This is a genomic window from Ruegeria sp. E5 (assembly GCF_056534105.1).
Genome location: NZ_JBQFPA010000005.1, coordinates 184,648 through 202,365 on the forward strand (window position 1 = coordinate 184,648; position 17,718 = coordinate 202,365).

14 protein-coding genes are annotated in these 17,718 nt (G+C 56.1%); 4 read left to right on the plus strand and 10 right to left on the minus strand.

Features of this window, described 5'->3' with window-relative positions; all coding sequences use genetic code 11:
* Positions 1-688: 688 nt before the first annotated feature.
* The 9 genes from ACR0BI_RS18080 to ACR0BI_RS18120 form a co-directional block, all read right to left on the minus strand.
* A complete protein-coding gene (locus ACR0BI_RS18080; RefSeq protein ID WP_480562586.1) occupies positions 689-3,349 on the minus strand; it encodes a molybdopterin-dependent oxidoreductase in 2,661 nt (886 codons plus the stop codon).
* Complete coding sequence (gene nirD, locus ACR0BI_RS18085) at positions 3,349-3,681, minus strand: nitrite reductase small subunit NirD (protein ID WP_170392822.1); 333 nt, start codon at positions 3,679-3,681, stop codon at positions 3,349-3,351. The genes ACR0BI_RS18080 and nirD overlap by 1 nt, the downstream gene beginning before the upstream one ends.
* Positions 3,678-6,113, minus strand: coding sequence for a nitrite reductase large subunit NirB (nirB, locus tag ACR0BI_RS18090; RefSeq protein ID WP_480562585.1), 2,436 nt, complete (start codon positions 6,111-6,113; stop codon positions 3,678-3,680). The genes nirD and nirB overlap by 4 nt, the downstream gene beginning before the upstream one ends.
* Positions 6,114-6,117: 4 nt before the next feature.
* Entirely contained in the window at positions 6,118-7,797 is a 1,680-nt protein-coding gene (locus ACR0BI_RS18095) for an ABC transporter ATP-binding protein (protein WP_480562584.1), read from the minus strand.
* A 5-nt stretch (positions 7,798-7,802) separates the two neighbouring features.
* Positions 7,803-8,885 (minus strand): ABC transporter permease, encoded by a 1,083-nt coding sequence (locus tag ACR0BI_RS18100; protein WP_170424685.1) that lies wholly within the window; start codon positions 8,883-8,885, stop codon positions 7,803-7,805.
* A 73-nt stretch (positions 8,886-8,958) separates the two neighbouring features.
* The gene (locus ACR0BI_RS18105; RefSeq protein WP_480562583.1) at positions 8,959-10,323 is read right to left on the minus strand and encodes a CmpA/NrtA family ABC transporter substrate-binding protein; all 1,365 of its coding nucleotides are present in this window, start codon (positions 10,321-10,323) and stop codon (positions 8,959-8,961) included.
* A 271-nt stretch (positions 10,324-10,594) separates the two neighbouring features.
* On the minus strand, positions 10,595-11,764 hold the full coding sequence (locus ACR0BI_RS18110; RefSeq protein WP_480562582.1) for an ABC transporter substrate-binding protein: 1,170 nt from the start codon (positions 11,762-11,764) through the stop codon (positions 10,595-10,597).
* Positions 11,761-12,345 carry an ANTAR domain-containing response regulator gene (locus tag ACR0BI_RS18115; protein ID WP_480562683.1) on the minus strand — a complete coding sequence of 195 codons (585 nt, stop codon included), beginning with the start codon at positions 12,343-12,345 and terminating at the stop codon, positions 11,761-11,763. The genes ACR0BI_RS18110 and ACR0BI_RS18115 overlap by 4 nt, the downstream gene beginning before the upstream one ends.
* 877 nt (positions 12,346-13,222) lie before the next feature.
* Complete coding sequence (locus tag ACR0BI_RS18120) at positions 13,223-14,173, minus strand: LysR family transcriptional regulator (RefSeq protein ID WP_480562581.1); 951 nt, start codon at positions 14,171-14,173, stop codon at positions 13,223-13,225.
* Between the two features lie 111 nt (positions 14,174-14,284).
* Here ACR0BI_RS18120 and ACR0BI_RS18125 point away from each other — a divergent pair, with 111 nt between their 5' ends.
* The 4 genes from ACR0BI_RS18125 to ACR0BI_RS18140 all read left to right on the plus strand — a co-directional run bounded on the left by ACR0BI_RS18125 (position 14,285) and on the right by ACR0BI_RS18140 (position 16,573).
* Positions 14,285-15,208: an SDR family NAD(P)-dependent oxidoreductase gene (locus ACR0BI_RS18125; RefSeq protein WP_170392814.1), complete on the plus strand. Its 924-nt coding sequence runs from the start codon at positions 14,285-14,287 to the stop codon at positions 15,206-15,208.
* Positions 15,209-15,225: 17 nt separating this feature from the next.
* Positions 15,226-15,600 (plus strand): DUF4345 family protein, encoded by a 375-nt coding sequence (locus tag ACR0BI_RS18130; protein ID WP_170392813.1) that lies wholly within the window; start codon positions 15,226-15,228, stop codon positions 15,598-15,600.
* Positions 15,601-15,872: 272 nt separating this feature from the next.
* A complete protein-coding gene (locus ACR0BI_RS18135; protein WP_170567335.1) occupies positions 15,873-16,187 on the plus strand; it encodes a winged helix-turn-helix domain-containing protein in 315 nt (104 codons plus the stop codon).
* The gene (locus ACR0BI_RS18140) at positions 16,184-16,573 is read left to right on the plus strand and encodes a VOC family protein (RefSeq protein ID WP_480562580.1); all 390 of its coding nucleotides are present in this window, start codon (positions 16,184-16,186) and stop codon (positions 16,571-16,573) included. The genes ACR0BI_RS18135 and ACR0BI_RS18140 overlap by 4 nt, the downstream gene beginning before the upstream one ends.
* A 103-nt stretch (positions 16,574-16,676) precedes the next feature.
* Here ACR0BI_RS18140 and ACR0BI_RS18145 read toward each other — a convergent pair whose 3' ends face one another.
* Positions 16,677-17,630 (minus strand): SDR family oxidoreductase, encoded by a 954-nt coding sequence (locus ACR0BI_RS18145; RefSeq protein WP_480562579.1) that lies wholly within the window; start codon positions 17,628-17,630, stop codon positions 16,677-16,679.
* Positions 17,631-17,718 lie beyond the last annotated feature (88 nt).

A 17,718-nucleotide genomic window follows, 5' to 3' on the forward strand; every position in this document is an offset into this window, starting at 1 on the left:
GCGCGAACCGTTCCGCACCGACCTTCAATTCAAACACTGGGTTGTAATGCACGCTCTAGTGCGCGCTTCTCCGTTGGCCATTCAGATTAGAAGTGCGGGGCAAAAAAAACGCACCCCGCACCAGCTTCTAACGACCGCCCGCTTTCCCGGGCATGTTCATCCTCTTGGCCGTTCGTCGTGGCATTTTCATGCGCAGGTCACGCGGCGGTTTGGCTTTGGTCTTCACACGATTCGCAGATTTCGATGTGTCCTCCGCAGCAGGAAGGGTTCGCACAAGGGCGATTTTTGGTGGCTTAAAGGGCATATTGCACCTCATGACAAAAAGAAGGTTAAGTCGCGCAGATGCACGACTACGAATGCCCACAAGGGGCTAGCGTCGTGTGTCCATTGTCAGAGTCCTCCGCAGGAGTGTTTCGGTGCGCATTCTGCCATTTAGGTCAGCGCGCGGCGGGATCAGAAAGTATGCTGGTCCATTGTCAGAATATCCTTTGCGAGTGTTGGGAGCGTCTCAGACAACCGAGTATCTGTCAAACCTGTTCAACGAACAGCGACATTTGTCGCCTCGCTTCCGAGCGCGGCCCTGAACTGCGGTTGGTCGATCGGTATCATTGCAATTGCGCGTGGCGTCAGAGAAGAAAATTTCTGCTCAACCAAAACAGACTGCAGTCCTGCATCAAGAACCTTGAGACTACCCCAATTGTTCATGCGGGCATTTCTTAGGCTTATTGCTGATCAATTTCGAATGCTCGGCGATCAAGTCAGCCAACTCTGGCCGGCATGAACCGCAGTTCGTTCCCGCATTAAGGGCGTCTCCGATATCGTCCATATTGATCAAACGCTTGTCGTGAATGGCGCGGATAAGGGTTTTTAATCCGACCTCGAAACACGAACAGACGATTGGCCCGCAGTCCTCAGAACCAACAGATGACTGGCCAGACAGAATCTGCAGAGGCGTTACCTCAGGCAAAGTTGCCAAATAGTCTCGCATCAGGGTGATAGGTCGGCGCGAGACGAAGAGCACTGCCAGAATGCGCTGACCGTCTGACAGCGCAATTCTATAAGAGCCGCGTTTGGGATCTTCTACCGAAGTCGCCATCGCATCCGGTAGACCAAACCAAACGCGAGCAGTCCTTTCCCAGTCTTCAATAATCTGGTTCCCTGCCAACTCCATCCTATAGCCGTTGTTTGTTCTGGCTGTCGCCGAATATTCTGCTTCAGGGAACGCTGCATCGGCTGAAACGGCGAAACCGTACCATGCTGCTCTCATACGTCGAACAGATACCGCTGTTGATTTGCTTTCCGGCTGACCAGAAATCGGGTCAGTTACACTAGGAATTATCTCGTTTACACGGGCCGACGGTGCCGTTTCTCCGGTCCAATGAATGGGCGCAAACACATTGCCACGCGCAATAGATTCCGTAATGCGAAGCCGAAATATGCCGCTGCCGACTGAACTGCTAACTTCGACCAAATCGGCAGGACCAAGCCCCAGTTGATCAACGTCCTTCGGGTTCATTTCCAAATAGGGCTCGGCAAGGTGGGCCGATAAACGAGGCGACAATCCGGATCGGGTCATGGTGTGCCACTGATCCCGATTTCTCCCTGTGTTCAACAGGAAAGGGTAGCGTTCTGATGGCTCTGCCTTGGGCGCTCGAAGGGTGACCGGCACAAACCGCGCCTTGCCATCGGGATGAAAAAACTGCCCGTCTCCGAAGAAACGACCGTCAGTTTTCCGCGATGCCGTGGGCCATCGTGTCGGGCACATCGCATCATAATCTTCGTCGTTGATGTCCGAAAAGCCAGCAATCTCAAAGTCTTTGCCAAATGAGACGGCAAGCGAGGACATGTTCGCATATTCCCTAAAAATCTGCGCCGCAGACTCATAGCTGAAGGCCTCGGCCCAACCCATGCGGCGGCCAACCTCGGCCAAGATATCCCAATCCGCGCGTGCCTGTCCCGGAGGGGTCAGAACGGCGCGTTGCCTGCTGATCATGCGGTCGGAATTGGTTATTGTGCCGCTTTTTTCGCCCCATCCTGCTGCTGGAAGCAATACGTCTGCGAGACGCGCGGTGTCTGTTTGGGCAGTCAGGTCGCTTACAACGGTGAATGGGCAGTTTTTGATCGCCGTCTTGACTCGATCGGCGTCCGGCATCGTGGCCGCTGGATTGGTGTGGATGATCCAAAGTGCTTTGATCTGTCCATCTTTAACGGCGCGAAACATGTCGACAGCTTTGAGCCCCTGCTTTTCTGGCAGGATGGGCGCTTTCCAAAAGTCCCGGACGGCTGCTCTGTGGGCCTCGTTTTCGATATCCAGGTGACACGCAAGCATGTTGGCCAGACCGCCGACCTCTCGACCACCCATGGCGTTTGGTTGACCGGTAACCGAGAACGGGCCCATCCCTGCGCGTCCGATGCGCCCCGTAGCCAGATGGCAGTTCAGGATCGCGTTGACTTTGTCTGTTCCGCTGGAGGATTGGTTTACGCCTTGACTGAAAATCGTAACAACCCGCTCGGTTCCAATCCACAGATCGCAAAACGCTTCGATTTCACCTGGGGTAAGTCCGGTCTCATCCGGATCATCAAGCTGTGCGAGTTCGAGGGCTTCAGTGTACCCTACGCTGCGATCCAGAAAATCCGGTGCCACATGCCCCGATTGGTGAATTCTGGTCAGCAGACGATTGAACAGCGCCACGTCGCTGCCGGGTTGCAACGCCAGGTGAAGATCTGCTTGATCGCAGCTTGCTGTTCGACGTGGATCGACAACCACAATCTTCGTACCGCGCGCCTGACGCGCAGCTATGACGCGTTGATAGAGAACGGGATGGCACCATGCGAGGTTTGAGCCAACCAAGACAACCAAATCAGCCTCATCCAGATCCTCATAAGTCCCAGGCACGGTATCTGTGCCAAAGGCGCGTTTGTGTCCCGCCACAGTTGACGCCATACACAGTCGAGAATTGGTGTCGATGTTGGCCGACCCCATAAAACCCTTCATCAGCTTGTTGGCGACGTAATAATCCTCTGTCAGCAACTGCCCCGAGACGTAAAATGCCACGCTGTCCGGTCCATGGTTCTTGATTGCGGCAGAAAACCGATCTGCGACCAGTTGCAGCGCGTTGTCCCAGTTTGTGTCTCGGCCGAAGGCGCGAGGAGCCAGCAAGCGATGTTCCAGCCCAACTGTTTCGCCCAAAGCAAATCCTTTCGAGCACAAACGCCCAAAATTCGCTGGATGATCCGGATCGCCGCGAACGGTCAAGCCTCCGGCCCCATCGGGCCGCAAAAGCACACCGCAGCCGACCCCGCAATAGGCGCAAGTCGAGCGAACTTCAGGCAGACCACTTCCGTCCATCAGGCGGCGCTCCGCCGGGTAACTGCGCTGTCGTCTAACAGGATACGGTCGTCTTCAATACGCACGGGATAGATGGTGATGCGGCCATCATCCGCGCCTTGCGCCTCGCCCGTATTCAGGTCAAATACCCAATTGTGCAAAGGACAGGTCACCGACTGCCCGTGCACGATACCCTCAGACAAAGGACCGCCCTTGTGCGGACAGCTGTTGGTCGCGGCATAGACCTCCACCTCGGCAGTACGGAAGACAGCGATGCAGCCGATATGCGTCTTGACCAGACGCGCCCCACGCAAGGGAACCTCGTCGATATGTCCGATGTCGATCCAGCTCATTCTGCGGCCTCCAGTGTGAAATCTGCAATTGGCGCGTAGGTTTGCGCTTTTTCTTTGACATGTTCGGCCCACGGGTCTTTGCGGTAGATGTTTTGCGACAGTTCAAACCGCGCGACGAGGGCCGCGCGATTTTCAAGGTCGTCCACGACCTGCACCTTGACCCAGTCCATGCCCACCTTACCCAGCCATTTATATAAACGGTCCAGATACTTGCCGCCTTCTCGATAGGCCTGCGTGACGGCCATCACGATCTCGATCGCTTCTTCTTCGGTAGGAATCTGACAGAGTAGCTCGGTCTCTTTGACATCCATCCCTGCGGCCCCACCGATGCTGATCTGATAGCCAGATTCGACGCAGACTACGCCGATGTCCTTGCAGGTCGCCTCGGCACAGTTTCGAGGGCAGCCAGATACGGCCAGCTTCAGCTTGTGCGGCGTCCACGACCCCCACAGGATTCTTTCAAGCTTTATGCCAAGCCCGGTGCTGTCCTGAGTACCAAACCGGCAATGATCGGTGCCGACGCAGGTTTTGACCGTGCGCAAACCTTTGGAATAGGCGTGGCCAGAGACCAGCCCGGCTTTGTTCAGGTCTGACCACATGGCGGGCAGATCTTCGCCTTTGACGCCCAGCAGATCGATCCGCTGACCGCCCGTGACCTTGACGGTGGGAACATCGTATTTATCCGCCGCATCTGCAATGGCGCGCAGTTCGTCGGGCGTGGTGATCCCACCCCACATACGCGGTACAACGCTGAACGTGCCATCCTTCTGGATGTTGGCGTGTTTGCGTTCATTGACGAAACGGCTTTGTGGGTCGTCTTGGTATTCCAGCGGCCAGTCGGCCAGCAGGTAGTAGTTGATCGCGGGCCGACAGACATGGCAGCCATTGGGCGTCGTCCAACCCAGTTCCTGCCAGACGGCAGCCTGACTTTTTAACTCCTGCCCTTTGATCAGGCGTCGCACATCCTCATGAGTCAGGTCGGTGCATCCGCAGACCGACTGCGCGGCAGGCATCTGGAACGCGTCGCCCAGAGTGACCCGCAACACTTGCTCAACCAATCCTGTGCAAGTTCCGCAGGATGCACTAGCCTTGGTGGTCGTGCGCACCGCGCCCAGATCACCCGCCCCCGCATTGATCGCCTCGACGATGTCACCTTTGCATACGCCGTTGCAGCCGCAAATCTCCGCCTCATGCGGCAATGCTGCAACGGCTGAGAGAGGGTCCGCAGTGTCGCCCCCCTGATATGCGGGTCCGAAGATCAGCGTCTCGCGCATTTCTTCTACGCTGGTGCCGTCTTTGATGAGGCCAAAGAACCAGCTGCCATCAGTAGTGTCACCATACATGACCGCGCCGACCAGCCGATCCTCTTCAATCACAAGCCGTTTGTAGACCCCGCGCGAGGGGTCGCGGAACACGATATCCTCACGCCCCGGCCCATCCGCAAAATCCCCCGCACTGAACAGATCGCAGCCGGTGACCTTCAACTTGGTCGAGAGGGTTTTCTGAGCAAACGCAGCCTCTTCACCCAACAAAGCCTGCGCAGCCACTTTCGCCTGATCGTAAAGCGGCGCGACAAGACCGAAGACCGCCCCGTCATGTTCGACGCATTCACCTACCGCAAAGACATCCGGATCCGAAGTCAGCATCTGGTCATCCACATGGATACCGCGCCCGGTGGCCAGCCCAGCCTCTTGCGCCAGAGCTGTGTTGGGGCGGATACCCACGGCCATGACAAGCAGATCACAGGGCAATTCGGTCCCGTCGTCCAGAAGCAGCGCGCGGACCTTTCCGTCCTGTCCGAGGATTTCTTTAGAGTTCGCCTGCAGGCAAATCCTGATGCCTTTGTCTTCCAGCGATTTCTTCAGCAGGTAGCCTGCGGCCTCATCTAGCTGTCGCTCCATCAGGTGGCCCATGATATGCACCACCGTCACGTCAACGCCATGGGCAGCCATACCCGCGGCGGCCTCGAGCCCCAGCAAGCCGCCGCCGATCACGACCACCTTGTTGTCAGGGCCCATGCCTATCATCTGCTCGGTGTCTTCCAGATCGCGGTAGGCAATCACACCCTCAAGATCATGCCCTGGCAGAGGGATCATGAACGGGTTAGATCCGGTCGCAATCACCAGCTTGTCATAGGGAACGTGGCCGTTCTGACCTTCGACCACCTTCATCTCGCGGTCGATCTTCGCGACCTTTTCACCAAAGCGGCAGGCAATGCCCCGCGCGGCATACCACGCGTCGTCATGGGTGACGATCTCGTCATAGGTTTTCTCGCCCGACAGTACCGGGCTGAGCATGATGCGGTTGTAGTTCCCGCGCGGCTCGGCGTTGAACAGGGTGATTTCGAACGTATCCGGCGCGGCGTCGGTCAGGTGTTCCAACACCCGGCCTGAGGCCATACCCGCGCCTATGACAACAAGTCTTTGCTTCATGATTTCACTCCGCTGCAATCGCCTTGGGGGCGGGTGTTTTTGGCTTGGCGCCATGTTCATATTCTTCGAGGAAATCGAGGACTTCCTGCCGGTAAGCATAGTAATCCGGGTGCTCCAGCAGCGCTTTGCGCATGCGCGGACGCGGCAGCTCAACCTTGGTGATCTTGCCGATTGTTGCCTGCGGACCGTTGGTCATCATCACCACGCGATCAGCCAGTAAGATCGCCTCATCCACGTCGTGGGTAACGCAGATCGCAGTGACCTTGGTGCGGGACCAGACCTCCATCAGGACTTCCTGTAATTCCCATCGGGTCAGGCTGTCGAGCATCCCAAAGGGCTCATCCAGCAACAGCAGCTTGGGGGACAGGGCAAAGGCGCGGGCGATGCCGACGCGTTGCTTCATGCCGTTCGACAAGTCGGAGGCGGATTTGTCCATAGCATCGGCCAGTCCGACCCGTTCCAGATAGTATTCGACCACATCCTGACGCTCGGCCATGCTGGCCTTTGGATAGACCTTGTCCACCCCAATCGCGACGTTCTCCTTGGCGGTTAACCATGGGAACAGGTTGGGGGATTGGAACACCACCGCGCGTTCGGGATCGGCCCCTTCGACGTGACGGCCATCCAGCTTGATCGCACCCTTCGAGATGTCGTTCAGCCCCGCCGCCATGGTCAAAACCGTGGACTTGCCACAACCCGAATGGCCGATCAGCGAGATGAACTCGCCCTTGTCGATCTTCAGTTCGAAATCCTCGACCACGGTCAGAGGGCCTTTGGGCGTCGGATACACCTTGTGAAGCTGCGAGAAGTCGAGGAAGCGGTTCTCGATCAGCCCCTTTTGCGCCTCGGCCACCGCCGTTGGAACACCGTGGATTGGGGTGACATCCGGGAGGATACGCGAGCCTTCGACCTTGGCCTCGATCCCCACATCCATCAGGTATTTGGTGACGTCCGCGCGCAGGCGTTTGAAAGTCTCGTCATTGTTCATGGCTCCACGATCCCGAGGGCGCGGGATTGAGACAGGGAATTCCTGCCCCAGCGTGCCATCCGGGTTCAGGGCAATGATACGGTCGGCCAGAATGATCGCCTCATCAACGTCATTGGTGATGAGGACACAAGTTTTCTTGTCAGCTTCCCAAATATGTTCGATCTCATCGGCCAGATTGGCGCGGGTCAGCGCGTCGAGCGCCGACAGAGGCTCATCCAGCAACAAAACTTCGGGGTTCATCGACAACGCACGCGCCACATTGACCCGCTGGCGCATCCCACCCGACAGCTCTGCCGGGCGGCGGGTCGCGGCGTGACTGAGGCCGACCATCTTGACGTAATGCGCGACTTTTTCGGCCTTCTCGGTCTTGCTGAGACCCGGAAATACCGTATCCACCGCCAACCCCACATTGCCACTGACCGTCAGCCAGGGCATCAGCGAGTAGTTCTGGAAGATCACGCCACGCTCAGGGCCCGGCCCTTTGATCGGAGTGCCTTTGAAGGTGACCTCTCCGCCGGTTGGGGTGTCCAGCCCGGCCATTAGATTGATAAGGGTGGTTTTGCCGGTGCCGGAAAAACCGAGGATCACCAGAAACTCACCCTCTTGCACGTTCAGATCGATGCCTTTCAACACATCCGTGCGCGCGGTGCCTTCACCGAAGGATTTCGAGGCGTTCTTGAAACTTAGGATGCTCATCGCACTCACCGGTTGTTTGTGAAGGTAAACAGGGATTGCAGCGCGTACATCACCCGGTCCAGCAGGAAGCCGATGATACCGATGGTGAAGACCGCAACCATGATCTTGGCGAGCGAACTGGAGGAACCGTTCTGGAACTCATCCCAGACAAATTTGCCCAGACCGGGGTTCTGCGCTAGCATTTCCGCCGCAATCAGAACCATCCAGCCGACGCCCAGTGACAGACGCAGGCCGGTGAAGATCAGAGGCAGGGCAGAGGGCAGCACCAGTTTGGTGATCTTGGTATAGGTGTTCATTTTCAGGACTTTGGAGACATTCACCAGGTCCTTATCGATGGAGGCTACACCCAAAGATGTATTGATCAATGTGGGCCATAGCGAACACAGGGTCACGGTAATGGCCGAGATCAGGAAGGATTTCGCGAACCAGCCGTCATTGGTGACGTAAACGGCCGAGACGATCATCGTGACGATCGGCAACCAGGCCAGAGGCGAGACCGGTTTGAAGATCTGGATTAGCGGGTTTAGGGCTGCATTTGCAGTCGGAGACAGGCCGGCCGCGATACCAAGTGGGACCGCGATGACGGTGGCGATCAGAAACCCAAAAAACACTGTTTTGATCGAAGTCCAGATTTGCTGGTAATAGGTCGGAGCACCCGTGAAGGCGACCTCTTTCACTTTCTCCGGCTGGCCAGCGTCAATGAATTTCTGATTGCGCTTCTCGACCATGGCCTCGAACTTCGCGCGTTTGGCCGCTTTGGCCTTGGCATCCTGGTTCAGGCTGACCATCTCTTCCCAAACCTGCGCCGGCCCCGGAACCGCGCCGAGAGAGGTCTGCACCTTGGGGGCCAGCGTTCCCCACAGCAACAAGAAGGCGCAGATCGACAACAGAGGCACGATCAGCAACCGCCAGATCTCGGTCATCTGTGCGCGCGGGTTGTCCCCGGCGGCGGCTTTCAGAACCGGGGTAGCCCAGCTGAGACCCAGAACCTGGAACCATTTGTCGGCTGCATTGATGCGGGTGAAAAGGCGGGCGCGACGTTCCTCTCGGGCAGCGTCTGCGTTGAATTCGGGATCGACCGTTGTCATCTGATGTGTCCTTGCGATGGCGGGGCACTTTGGGGGCTGCGCCCGGCGCGGGCCGGGCGCGGGGTTTGGGGAATTAGCCTTGCACGTCCGAGCCGATGATCTTCTGCTCGCCCTTCAGGCCTATGGACAGGCTTTCGAGATAGGCGTTGGGTGTGCGTCCGTCGTAAGCGATGCCGTCAATGATATCCTCGGCCGGGGTCGGCGCTTTGTAACCATCGCTGTCCCAGGGGAAGTCGGCTTCTTTCGCCAGACCTTCGTCGACCAGCAAGCGGGCGGCTTCCAAATAGATCTCTGGTTTGTAGACGGACTTGGCGACCTCGTCATACCAGCTGTCGGGCTTGGACTCGGCAATCTGCCCCCAGCGGCGCATCTGCGTCAGGTACCAAACGGCGTCCGAGTAGAACGGATAGGTCGCGTTGTAGCGGAAAAACACGTTGAAATCGGGGACCTCACGCTTGTCGCCCTTCTCATACTCAAACGTGCCGGTCATCGAGTTGGCGATAACCTCATAATCCGCGCCCACATATTCAGCCCGGCTCAGAATCTCGACTGCTTCAGGGCGGTTGGCATTTTCGTTCTCGTCCAGCCACACCGCCGCACGTATCAGGGCCTTGGTCACGGCCAGAGTGGTGTTGGGGTACTGTTCTGCGAACTCGGCATTGAGACCAAAGACCTTTTCGGGGTTGTTCTTCCACAGCTCGTAGTCGGTAATAACCGGAACGCCGATACCCTTGAACACAGCCTGCTGATTCCACGGCTCGCCCACGCAATAGCCATAGATCGTGCCGGCCTCCAACGTGGCAGGCATCTGCGGTGGAGGGGTCACCGACAGGAACACATCCGCACCAATCTGACCGGTCACGTTTTCAGGGCTGTAGTAACCCGGATGCAGACCACCGGCGGCCAGCCAATAGCGCAGCTCGTAGTTATGGGTCGAAACCGGGAAGACCATGCCCATGTTGAAGGGCTTGCCTTCTGATTTATACTTCTCGACGACCGGGGCCAGAGCCTCGGCGCTGATCGGATGCTGGGGACGGCCGTCGTCCATCAACGGGATGTTCGGCTTCATCTCTTCCCAAATCTCGTTGGAGACGGTGATGCCGTTGCCGTTCAGGTCCATTGAGAATGGCGTGATGATATGGGCTTCGGTCCCATACCCGATGGTTGCGGCCAATGGTTGTCCAGCCAGCATATGTGCGCCGTCAAGCTGTCCGTCAATCACGCCATCCAACAGCACCTTCCAGTTTGCTTGTGCTTCCAGCGTCACGAACAGGCCTTCGTCCAGAAAGTACCCATTCTCGTAGGCGACAGCCAGCGGCGCCATGTCGGTCAGTTTGATAAAGCCAAAGGTCAGCTCGTCTTTTTCCAGTTCCAATTCGGCCAGTGCTGGAGACACAAGCGCCGTCGTCGCGGCGAGGCCTAAAAGAAGCTTTTTCATCTCGATCCCTTTCGGTTCAGCCCAACCCCATGGGCAAACAAAAAAAGCCGCCGACACAGTCCGCCGGGAGGAGGTGGCGGATGGTCGAGCGGCTTTGCTCTTCTAAGGTGCCCTGGATTGTGGGCGAATTCCGTCGGTGGGCGTCGTTGCCTTCCGATGTCCCGATTAAGTCAGACGCGCAGTGCGACGTCATCATTTTTTGACATCTTCACTTCGAGAATTCTGCAGCGCAGCAAAAAGAGATGCTGCGCTGCAAAAAAATTGTGCAATCTTACCCTGCGGGCTCGAAAATGCGCCGGTCGAAGAAGACGTTCCGAGACAGAATCAGGCTGCCATTGGCTGAGGCAACTGCCGTCGACTCAGACAAAGCTCCTTCAAGTTTCTCGGATGCGCCGGGTGTTTCCACACCAAGCCCTTGCAACTCCCGACGATAGAGATCACTTCGAAAGACCTTGGCTGCTTGTCGTTCCGCTGTCCCGACGTCCAGCCCGTTTCTTAGCGCCAATTGATGCGCGACCCATTTTGCCTGACTACGCCACGGGAAGGTGGCAGCACCGTCAAAAAACTCGACAAACCCTTCCACACTGCGTTGCTCGCCGCGTGCAGATATGGCGAACTCACCCATTAACGCTCGGTCGATCAGCTCGGGTGAGACATTGAGGTAGGTTTTGCGTGACAGCATCTCGGACGCGGTTGTTCGGATGTCCGTGTTTGACAGCCAGCGTCCCGCACGCCATACGGTCCGCATGAGACTTCCCAGCAAATGCGGTTCCGTCTCGGCCCAGTCGTTTCTGACTGCCAACACCTTTTCAGGTGCACAAGTCCAGATCGCCTTTCCGGGCAACAGCAGTGCGCCAACACTGTCGTCCACTGCGAAGGAGCCCCAAGGCTCGCCCACGCAAAAGGCATCGATCTCGCCTCCCGCAAGCGCCTGCGCCATGAGTGGCGGCGGGACGGTACGGATTTCGACCTGTTTTGAGGCCAGTTTGGTTCCCGCAATCCAATAGCGCAGCAGCTCGACATGCATTGAAAATGGGAAAGGCACGCCAAACACCAAGACTTCATCGGCAGCTTTTGCCAGTGCAGCCCCAGCTGCAGCGGCATCAGTGAAATCAAAACCATAGCCCTGGTCGATCAATCGCTCGGCCAATTGCGTTCCAACACCGATAACATTGCCATTCAAAGACAGGACAGATACCGCGGATAGCGGTGTCGCGATTCCACCAAGACCCAAAGCCATCGCAACGGGGACAGGCGATAGTAGATGCGCCGCGTCCACATGCCCAAAGGCCAGCATATCGCGCAAAGAGGACCACGATGGTGCCGGACGCAGGTCCAGCGAGATGCCTTCAGCATGGTCGAACCCCATTTCGCGCGCAACGATCAACGGGGCCGCGTCGACAAGCGGCATATACGCGACGGGCAGTGTTACGGTTCTCATGACAACAACCCCGAAGCAGTGACCAAGGCTTCTGCCACCTCGGCGACACGGCGGTTTTGGTTCATCGCGGTATTTCGGAGTAGCGCATAGGCTTCGTCTTCCGAAATGCCCTTGGCTTTCATCAGCAAACCTTTTGCGCGGTCGATCACTTTACGCTCTTCAAGCGCACGGCGGGTTTCTGCAAGTTCAGTCCGCATCTGGCGCAACACCTGAAACCGAGCGATGGCGGTATCGATAACAGGTTTAATTCGCTCAGCTTGCAATCCATCGACAACATAGGCCGACACACCGGCCTCAACAGCAGCTTTTGCCAATCCGCCTGCGGCGCCTGAGACGAACATAGCCACGGGTCGTTCCAATGGGCCCGAAGCAACGGTAAGTTCTTCCAACATATCTCGAGAGGGGTTGTCGATATCGATCAGGACAATGTCTGGGCTTTGCATTGCAATTTTACGTGCTAACCCAGAGACGTTGCCGATTACAGAAACGTCTACGTCTCCGGCCTCTTTAAGAGCATCTACAATCGCAAAGGCTCGTTCTTGGTTCTGCTCGACTACAACGACAGTTAGATGTTGGTTCATAGGGTCACAAGTGAGGCCAAGGCGCATTGGTAGCAATTCCAGCGCCATTTAATGCTTCATCAGGCTGCCGTTCGCCCAATTTTTCAGCTTGATTTCACACTTAGCGGAATAGCTGCACAGTTTTTCTACATGCCATCAAAGAAATCCGTGATAGCACATCGCATCATTTTTTGGTTTTTCAGTTGCGCTACCAGTTTGCTTGAGGCACCAGATTCCACTTCCATTTGCAGATCAAAACCGAAGGTCCGCTTTGACAACTAATACAATGTGTTCCCGCGCCTGCAGCAAATGACTGCTTTCCGCCGATTCTTTAGAAAAGCAACGTGTTCTGGAGCAGAAGTAACGGCACAGCCAACTCAGCCGCACTTGTTTTTGGGGCTAGTAGGATTTGGACAAGCCAAACGCCTCTGGCGATCAGGGGTAAGACGCTGCCTTCCCCCTCGGGCAACCCTATTAGACAAATCCGTGTCTTCGGCTGCGCTTGCGGGCCGCACCACTATTGTCGAATAACATTGCGTCGCCCCCAAGCGCGTTCGCCACGTGGCAGAGCAGCAGGAACAGGCGCCTCCGGCGTCTGATCTGCAAATCAGCCCTGGTTTTCTCGAAAGGAAGTCAGGATCAACTAAATCGGTCCGGGTTCTGGATGAAGGAAGGGACGCGAAAACGGCAAGGCTCTGTCGCTGCTGGCAGAACTATGTGTCGCCTTACAACAAGGAAATGTGGAACTTCACTGATCGTGGACTCAATCGACAACCAAAACCTCAACAAAGCGGTCGATCACGTCATTCAATTCTGACCCAAACGTCAAGCATTTCTGACCCAATACTAGTAACCGCCATTCAACGACGCTGCTGTTAGTGTCTCAAAAGAGTACAGTTTACCGTCCATCTTTCCGAATAGAATAACCGCAATCCCGCTTTGAGGTTCCCGAAACCCAGAACTCGTTTCGCCTAGACCTGACCCGCTCGGACATAAAATCGACGAAGAGCCGGACACGCGTGGTGTTTCTAAGATCACGATGCAGCAATAGCCAAATGTTTCGGTACGGTATCGGCTTTTGGAAGGGCGCACGGATCAGATCGGGATGGCGGTCGCCAAGATTGCACGCAAGATAGGCCATGCCAAGACCGGACGCCGCCAATGTGATCAAGGGCACAAGTTCTGAAACACGATGCTTAAGCCGGGCTTTCGGATAGTAACTGTCTTTGATCCATTTGGCTGTAATGGCCTCTTCTGGCTCATGCCAACCGATGAAATGCAACCCCTCGCCGCCATTGTCGCAGATCCGTTCGGCGTAGTCTCGCGTGCAATAGGCTGCTTGAGACATCTGGACCAACTTTCGCCCGACCACATCGTCCGTCACCTCATCCGCGATACGCAGGGAGATGTCAGCCTCTCGTCGCATCAGGTCTCGGATGTCGTTGGTGAAGTTCAAGCTCAGGATGATGTCTGGGTAAAAATCTGCGAAGGCGGCAAAATCATCCATCAACGATGTCATTGCCAATCCATGGGGAAGAGTAACGTAGACCGTGCCCGAGGGTTGCGCATCTCTGCCAACAATGACGCGAGACGCAGCGGTCATTTCAGCTTCTACCCGTTCGGCGTGAGGCATCAGATCTTCGCCGAGCTGAGTCAGGGCGAGGCCGGTTTTTGAGCGATCAAACAACCGGCTGCCGACGCGTTCTTCCATGACTGAAATCCTGCGCGTCAGCGTGGTGTGGTTCACCTGAATACTGTCAGCTGCCCCCCGAAGAGTTCCGGTTCGGGCAACCGCCAGAAAGTACTTCAGATCGTCCCAGTTCAGGGAATGGCTTTCCTTGATCGACATACATCTTGTGTTTCATTTTTGAAGCACTGTGTCCAGAAATACCTATCTACAGATCATTTATTGGCCATCCTACCTTGGGCGCATCAATCGCAAACCCAAGGACCATACCCCATGAACCAAATACAATCTGTATTGATCACAGGCGCAAATGCCGGACTGGGCCGCGAGGCGGCCCGACAGCTTGCACTGCAAAAGGGCATATCCAAAGTTTATCTGGCTTGCCGCAACCCAACGAAGGCGGAAGCCGCAATTGCAGCGTTGGAACGTGAGACCAGGCGCAAAATCTTTGAAATCGTCCTGATGGACGTGACCGATCCGGCTTCGGTTCGCGCCGCTGTAGCCGAACTTTCCACCCCAATCGACGCCGTAATCCTGAATGCAGGCGGTACGGGTGGACGGCATCCGAACAGCCTCACCAGCGATGGCGTGACCAACATCTTCGCCACCAATGTTCTCGGCCACGTGGTGTTGGTAGACGCATTATTGGAGCGTCAGTTGGTAACGTCCACAATTCTGTATGCCGGATCCGAAGCCGCACGCGGCATTCCCAAAATGGGTATGCGCCGCCCGGACTTGTCCGATAGAACAGTCGACGAATTCAAATCAATCGCTGATGGCAGCAAGTTCGGCCCCGAGGGCGATCCGATGCAGACCTACGGCTACGCCAAGCTCACCGCGACCCTGTGGATGGGAGCGATGGCACGTCAGCACCCCCATATTCGCTTTGTCACAATGAGCCCGGGTGGTACCGCAGGTACCGCTGGCTTTGACGACCTGCCGTTTATAAAACGTATTGTCTTCAAACATATTGGCGGCGTTCTGATGCCCATATTCGGGATGATGCACGGCGTTGAGGCTGGGGCAAAACGGTATCTGGACGGTTTGCTGAACCCGGAATTCAAGACTGGCCACTTCTACGCCAGTCAAACCGGCTATCCCACCGGAGCAGTCGTGGATCAAGCTAGCATCGACGGGGCTCTGTCAGACGTCACCACTCAGGATAACGCGAACCAGGCACTACGTCAGTTCGCCTGAAGCAAAGGAGAAATGAAATGGAAACCATACTGAACATCTTGGTCATCCTTGCAACTCTTATGCTGTCTAGTCTCGGCCTCATGTCAATGTTTGCACCCCGGCGCATGATAGCCAACTTTGCTATCGAGCCGGTCGGCACCACTGGACTCAGCACGATCCGTTCGGTGATCGGCGGGCTGTTTCTGGCCTCAGTGGCTTTGCTGGTGATCGGTCTGACCACTGGGCAGACACTGGGATATGTGGCTGTTGCAATCCTGATGGCGGTTGTTGCTGTCGGACGTATTGTGGGAATTCTTGCGGATGGGTTTGACAAGGCAGTTCTGCCACCGTTGGTCGTTGAACTTGTGATCATCGCGGTTTTGCTGTCAGCCTACTACCAGCTCTCCTACTAATCGCCTTCGAAATAGATGGATGGTGGCGAGAGTGAAGTGGCCGCCGTCCAATCAGCCCATCATTATTCGCACCAGCTAGCATTCGAACAGTTTCCGCTTTGTCCCGTATAGCGACCGGATCAGATCACGGGACCGAACATTCCGGATATCCAAATCTGTCATTCGTGAGGGGCACAAAGAATGTCAGCGACGAGCGCTAAGAAATGAATGCCGTGAACTGCTCGAACTGATAGTTCGATTTGACATGCAACATTATTGTTGCATGATGAAGCATGAGCGTTCATTTTGATCCGCAACTAAGCATTCTTTTCAACGCCCTTGGCGACACCACGCGGTTGTTGATCCTTGAAGAGCTGAGAAAGCGTCACGACCAGACGCTTTTCGAACTTTGTGCTCGTTTGTTGGAAGAGCATTCAGTCACAATTTCCAGACAAGGCATAACTCGACATCTGAATACGCTTGAGCAGGCAGGTCTGATCACCACGACTTGGCGGGGGCGCACAAAAATTCACACCCTGGTGGCCGCGCCGATCGCGGGTGCGATCAATCCCTGGGTGGACCTATATTCCCAAGGAGACGCACTATGAAAATGTACATGACGAGTATTTCTGTGGACGATCAATCTAAGGCTCTGGATTTTTACACCAACAGACTTGGGTTTGTAGTGAAGCACGATTTTCCACTCGGCCAGCACCGCTGGTTGACACTGGTATCAGCGGAGGAAGCCGAAGGAGTGGAGTTAGGCTTAGAACCGAATGTGCATCCGGCGAGCCGTACCTATCAGGAAGCACTTGTGGCTGATGGCATTCCCGTTTCGGCATTCAGTGTTGACGACATTGACGCTGAGGTTGGCAAGTTCGAGGCGGCAGGGGTGGAATTTATTCAACCCCCAGTGAAGGCAAGTGGCGCAACAATGGCAGTGTTCGACGACACCTGTGGAAACCTTATTCAGCTAGTTGAGTTGCATGTCTGACCGTCAAGAATGGCAATCCCGTCAGTTAGACGACGTGGGTATGCAAGACATCGATGTCAGCTTTAGTGATGGAACACTGGGGCACGTCACACAACCCATCAACTCAGACCTCCCAGCTGAAACCAGTCGCCTTTTCGGATACGTTCCATAGCTGAACCATCACATCCTTCTCATATGCATATGGGTTCAATGTACCCTTGCCGACCGGGCCAACAGCTTCTAAGCGGCCTGTTGGTCCGTAGAGTGCGCGTTGTTCGGTCAAAGTCTCTTCGATGGCGCACATGACTTCGGGATAGGACCCTTGCTCGGCTGTTTGAACCATAGGTGTCTTGGTCGTCAGCCACCAGATGAACCGCATCGTCCGGCTGCCGCTCGTACTGATCAGTGACGTTGCCGACGAGCCGGGGTGGCAGACATAGACCTCGACCTCGGTGCGCCCGGCGGCGGCAAGCCTGTCCTGTAGTTCATAGGCGAACATCATTTGCGCCAGCTTGCTTTGCGAGTAGGCGGTATTCGGCCCGTAACCCTCTTCCCAGTTCATGTCGTCGAACTTGATCGTCTTCAAACCCATGTTGTAGCCGAGACTGGCGACAACAACGATCCTACCTTTCGAGGCTTCGATCCGCTCAAACAGAAGACCACAGAGCAGGAAGTGACCGTAATGGTTGGTACCGAGCTGACTCTCGAACCCATCCTCTGTCAGCTTGCGGGTTGGCACCTGCGCGATGGCAGCATTGCAGATGAGCGCATCAATCCGGGGAACAGAATTCAGAACTTCTTCCGCAGCTTCGCGTACGCTTGCCAGCGAGGCCAGATCCATGCGAATGAAGCTCACTTCCGCCTCGCTGCCGAACTCAGTTTTCAGGTCCTCAACAGCTGCCTGAGACTTCTCAACCGAGCGGTTCAACATCACGACCTTGGCGTTCTTTTTTAGGAGCGTCCGCGCGGCCTGGAACCCGGCACCGGCGTTAGCACCCGTGATGAGGTAGGTCTTGCCGGAGAGGTCGCCGAGGCGCTCAGGCATCCAGCCTTTGGGTCCAAAGGTGGTATCGGGCATCTTTTGTCTCCTAACTGCGTCAGCGCAGGGATCGAGTGAAGAGTGTGTTAACTTGGAAATGCATATAACTCTCACCAAAGCACAGAAA

Coding starts and splice junctions, on each gene's coding strand:
- ACR0BI_RS18080 (WP_480562586.1), bottom strand. CDS start 3,349: ATGGACGGAAGTGGTCTGCCTGAAGTTCGCTCGACTTGCGCCTATTGC.
- nirD (WP_170392822.1), bottom strand. CDS start 3,681: ATGAGCTGGATCGACATCGGACATATCGACGAGGTTCCCTTGCGTGGG.
- nirB (WP_480562585.1), bottom strand. CDS start 6,113: ATGAAGCAAAGACTTGTTGTCATAGGCGCGGGTATGGCCTCAGGCCGG.
- ACR0BI_RS18095 (WP_480562584.1), bottom strand. CDS start 7,797: ATGAGCATCCTAAGTTTCAAGAACGCCTCGAAATCCTTCGGTGAAGGC.
- ACR0BI_RS18100 (WP_170424685.1), bottom strand. CDS start 8,885: ATGACAACGGTCGATCCCGAATTCAACGCAGACGCTGCCCGAGAGGAA.
- ACR0BI_RS18105 (WP_480562583.1), bottom strand. CDS start 10,323: ATGAAAAAGCTTCTTTTAGGCCTCGCCGCGACGACGGCGCTTGTGTCT.
- ACR0BI_RS18110 (WP_480562582.1), bottom strand. CDS start 11,764: ATGAGAACCGTAACACTGCCCGTCGCGTATATGCCGCTTGTCGACGCG.
- ACR0BI_RS18115 (WP_480562683.1), bottom strand. CDS start 12,345: ATGAACCAACATCTAACTGTCGTTGTAGTCGAGCAGAACCAAGAACGA.
- ACR0BI_RS18120 (WP_480562581.1), bottom strand. CDS start 14,173: ATGTCGATCAAGGAAAGCCATTCCCTGAACTGGGACGATCTGAAGTAC.
- ACR0BI_RS18125 (WP_170392814.1), top strand. CDS start 14,285: ATGAACCAAATACAATCTGTATTGATCACAGGCGCAAATGCCGGACTG.
- ACR0BI_RS18130 (WP_170392813.1), top strand. CDS start 15,226: ATGGAAACCATACTGAACATCTTGGTCATCCTTGCAACTCTTATGCTG.
- ACR0BI_RS18135 (WP_170567335.1), top strand. CDS start 15,873: ATGAGCGTTCATTTTGATCCGCAACTAAGCATTCTTTTCAACGCCCTT.
- ACR0BI_RS18140 (WP_480562580.1), top strand. CDS start 16,184: ATGAAAATGTACATGACGAGTATTTCTGTGGACGATCAATCTAAGGCT.
- ACR0BI_RS18145 (WP_480562579.1), bottom strand. CDS start 17,630: ATGCCCGATACCACCTTTGGACCCAAAGGCTGGATGCCTGAGCGCCTC.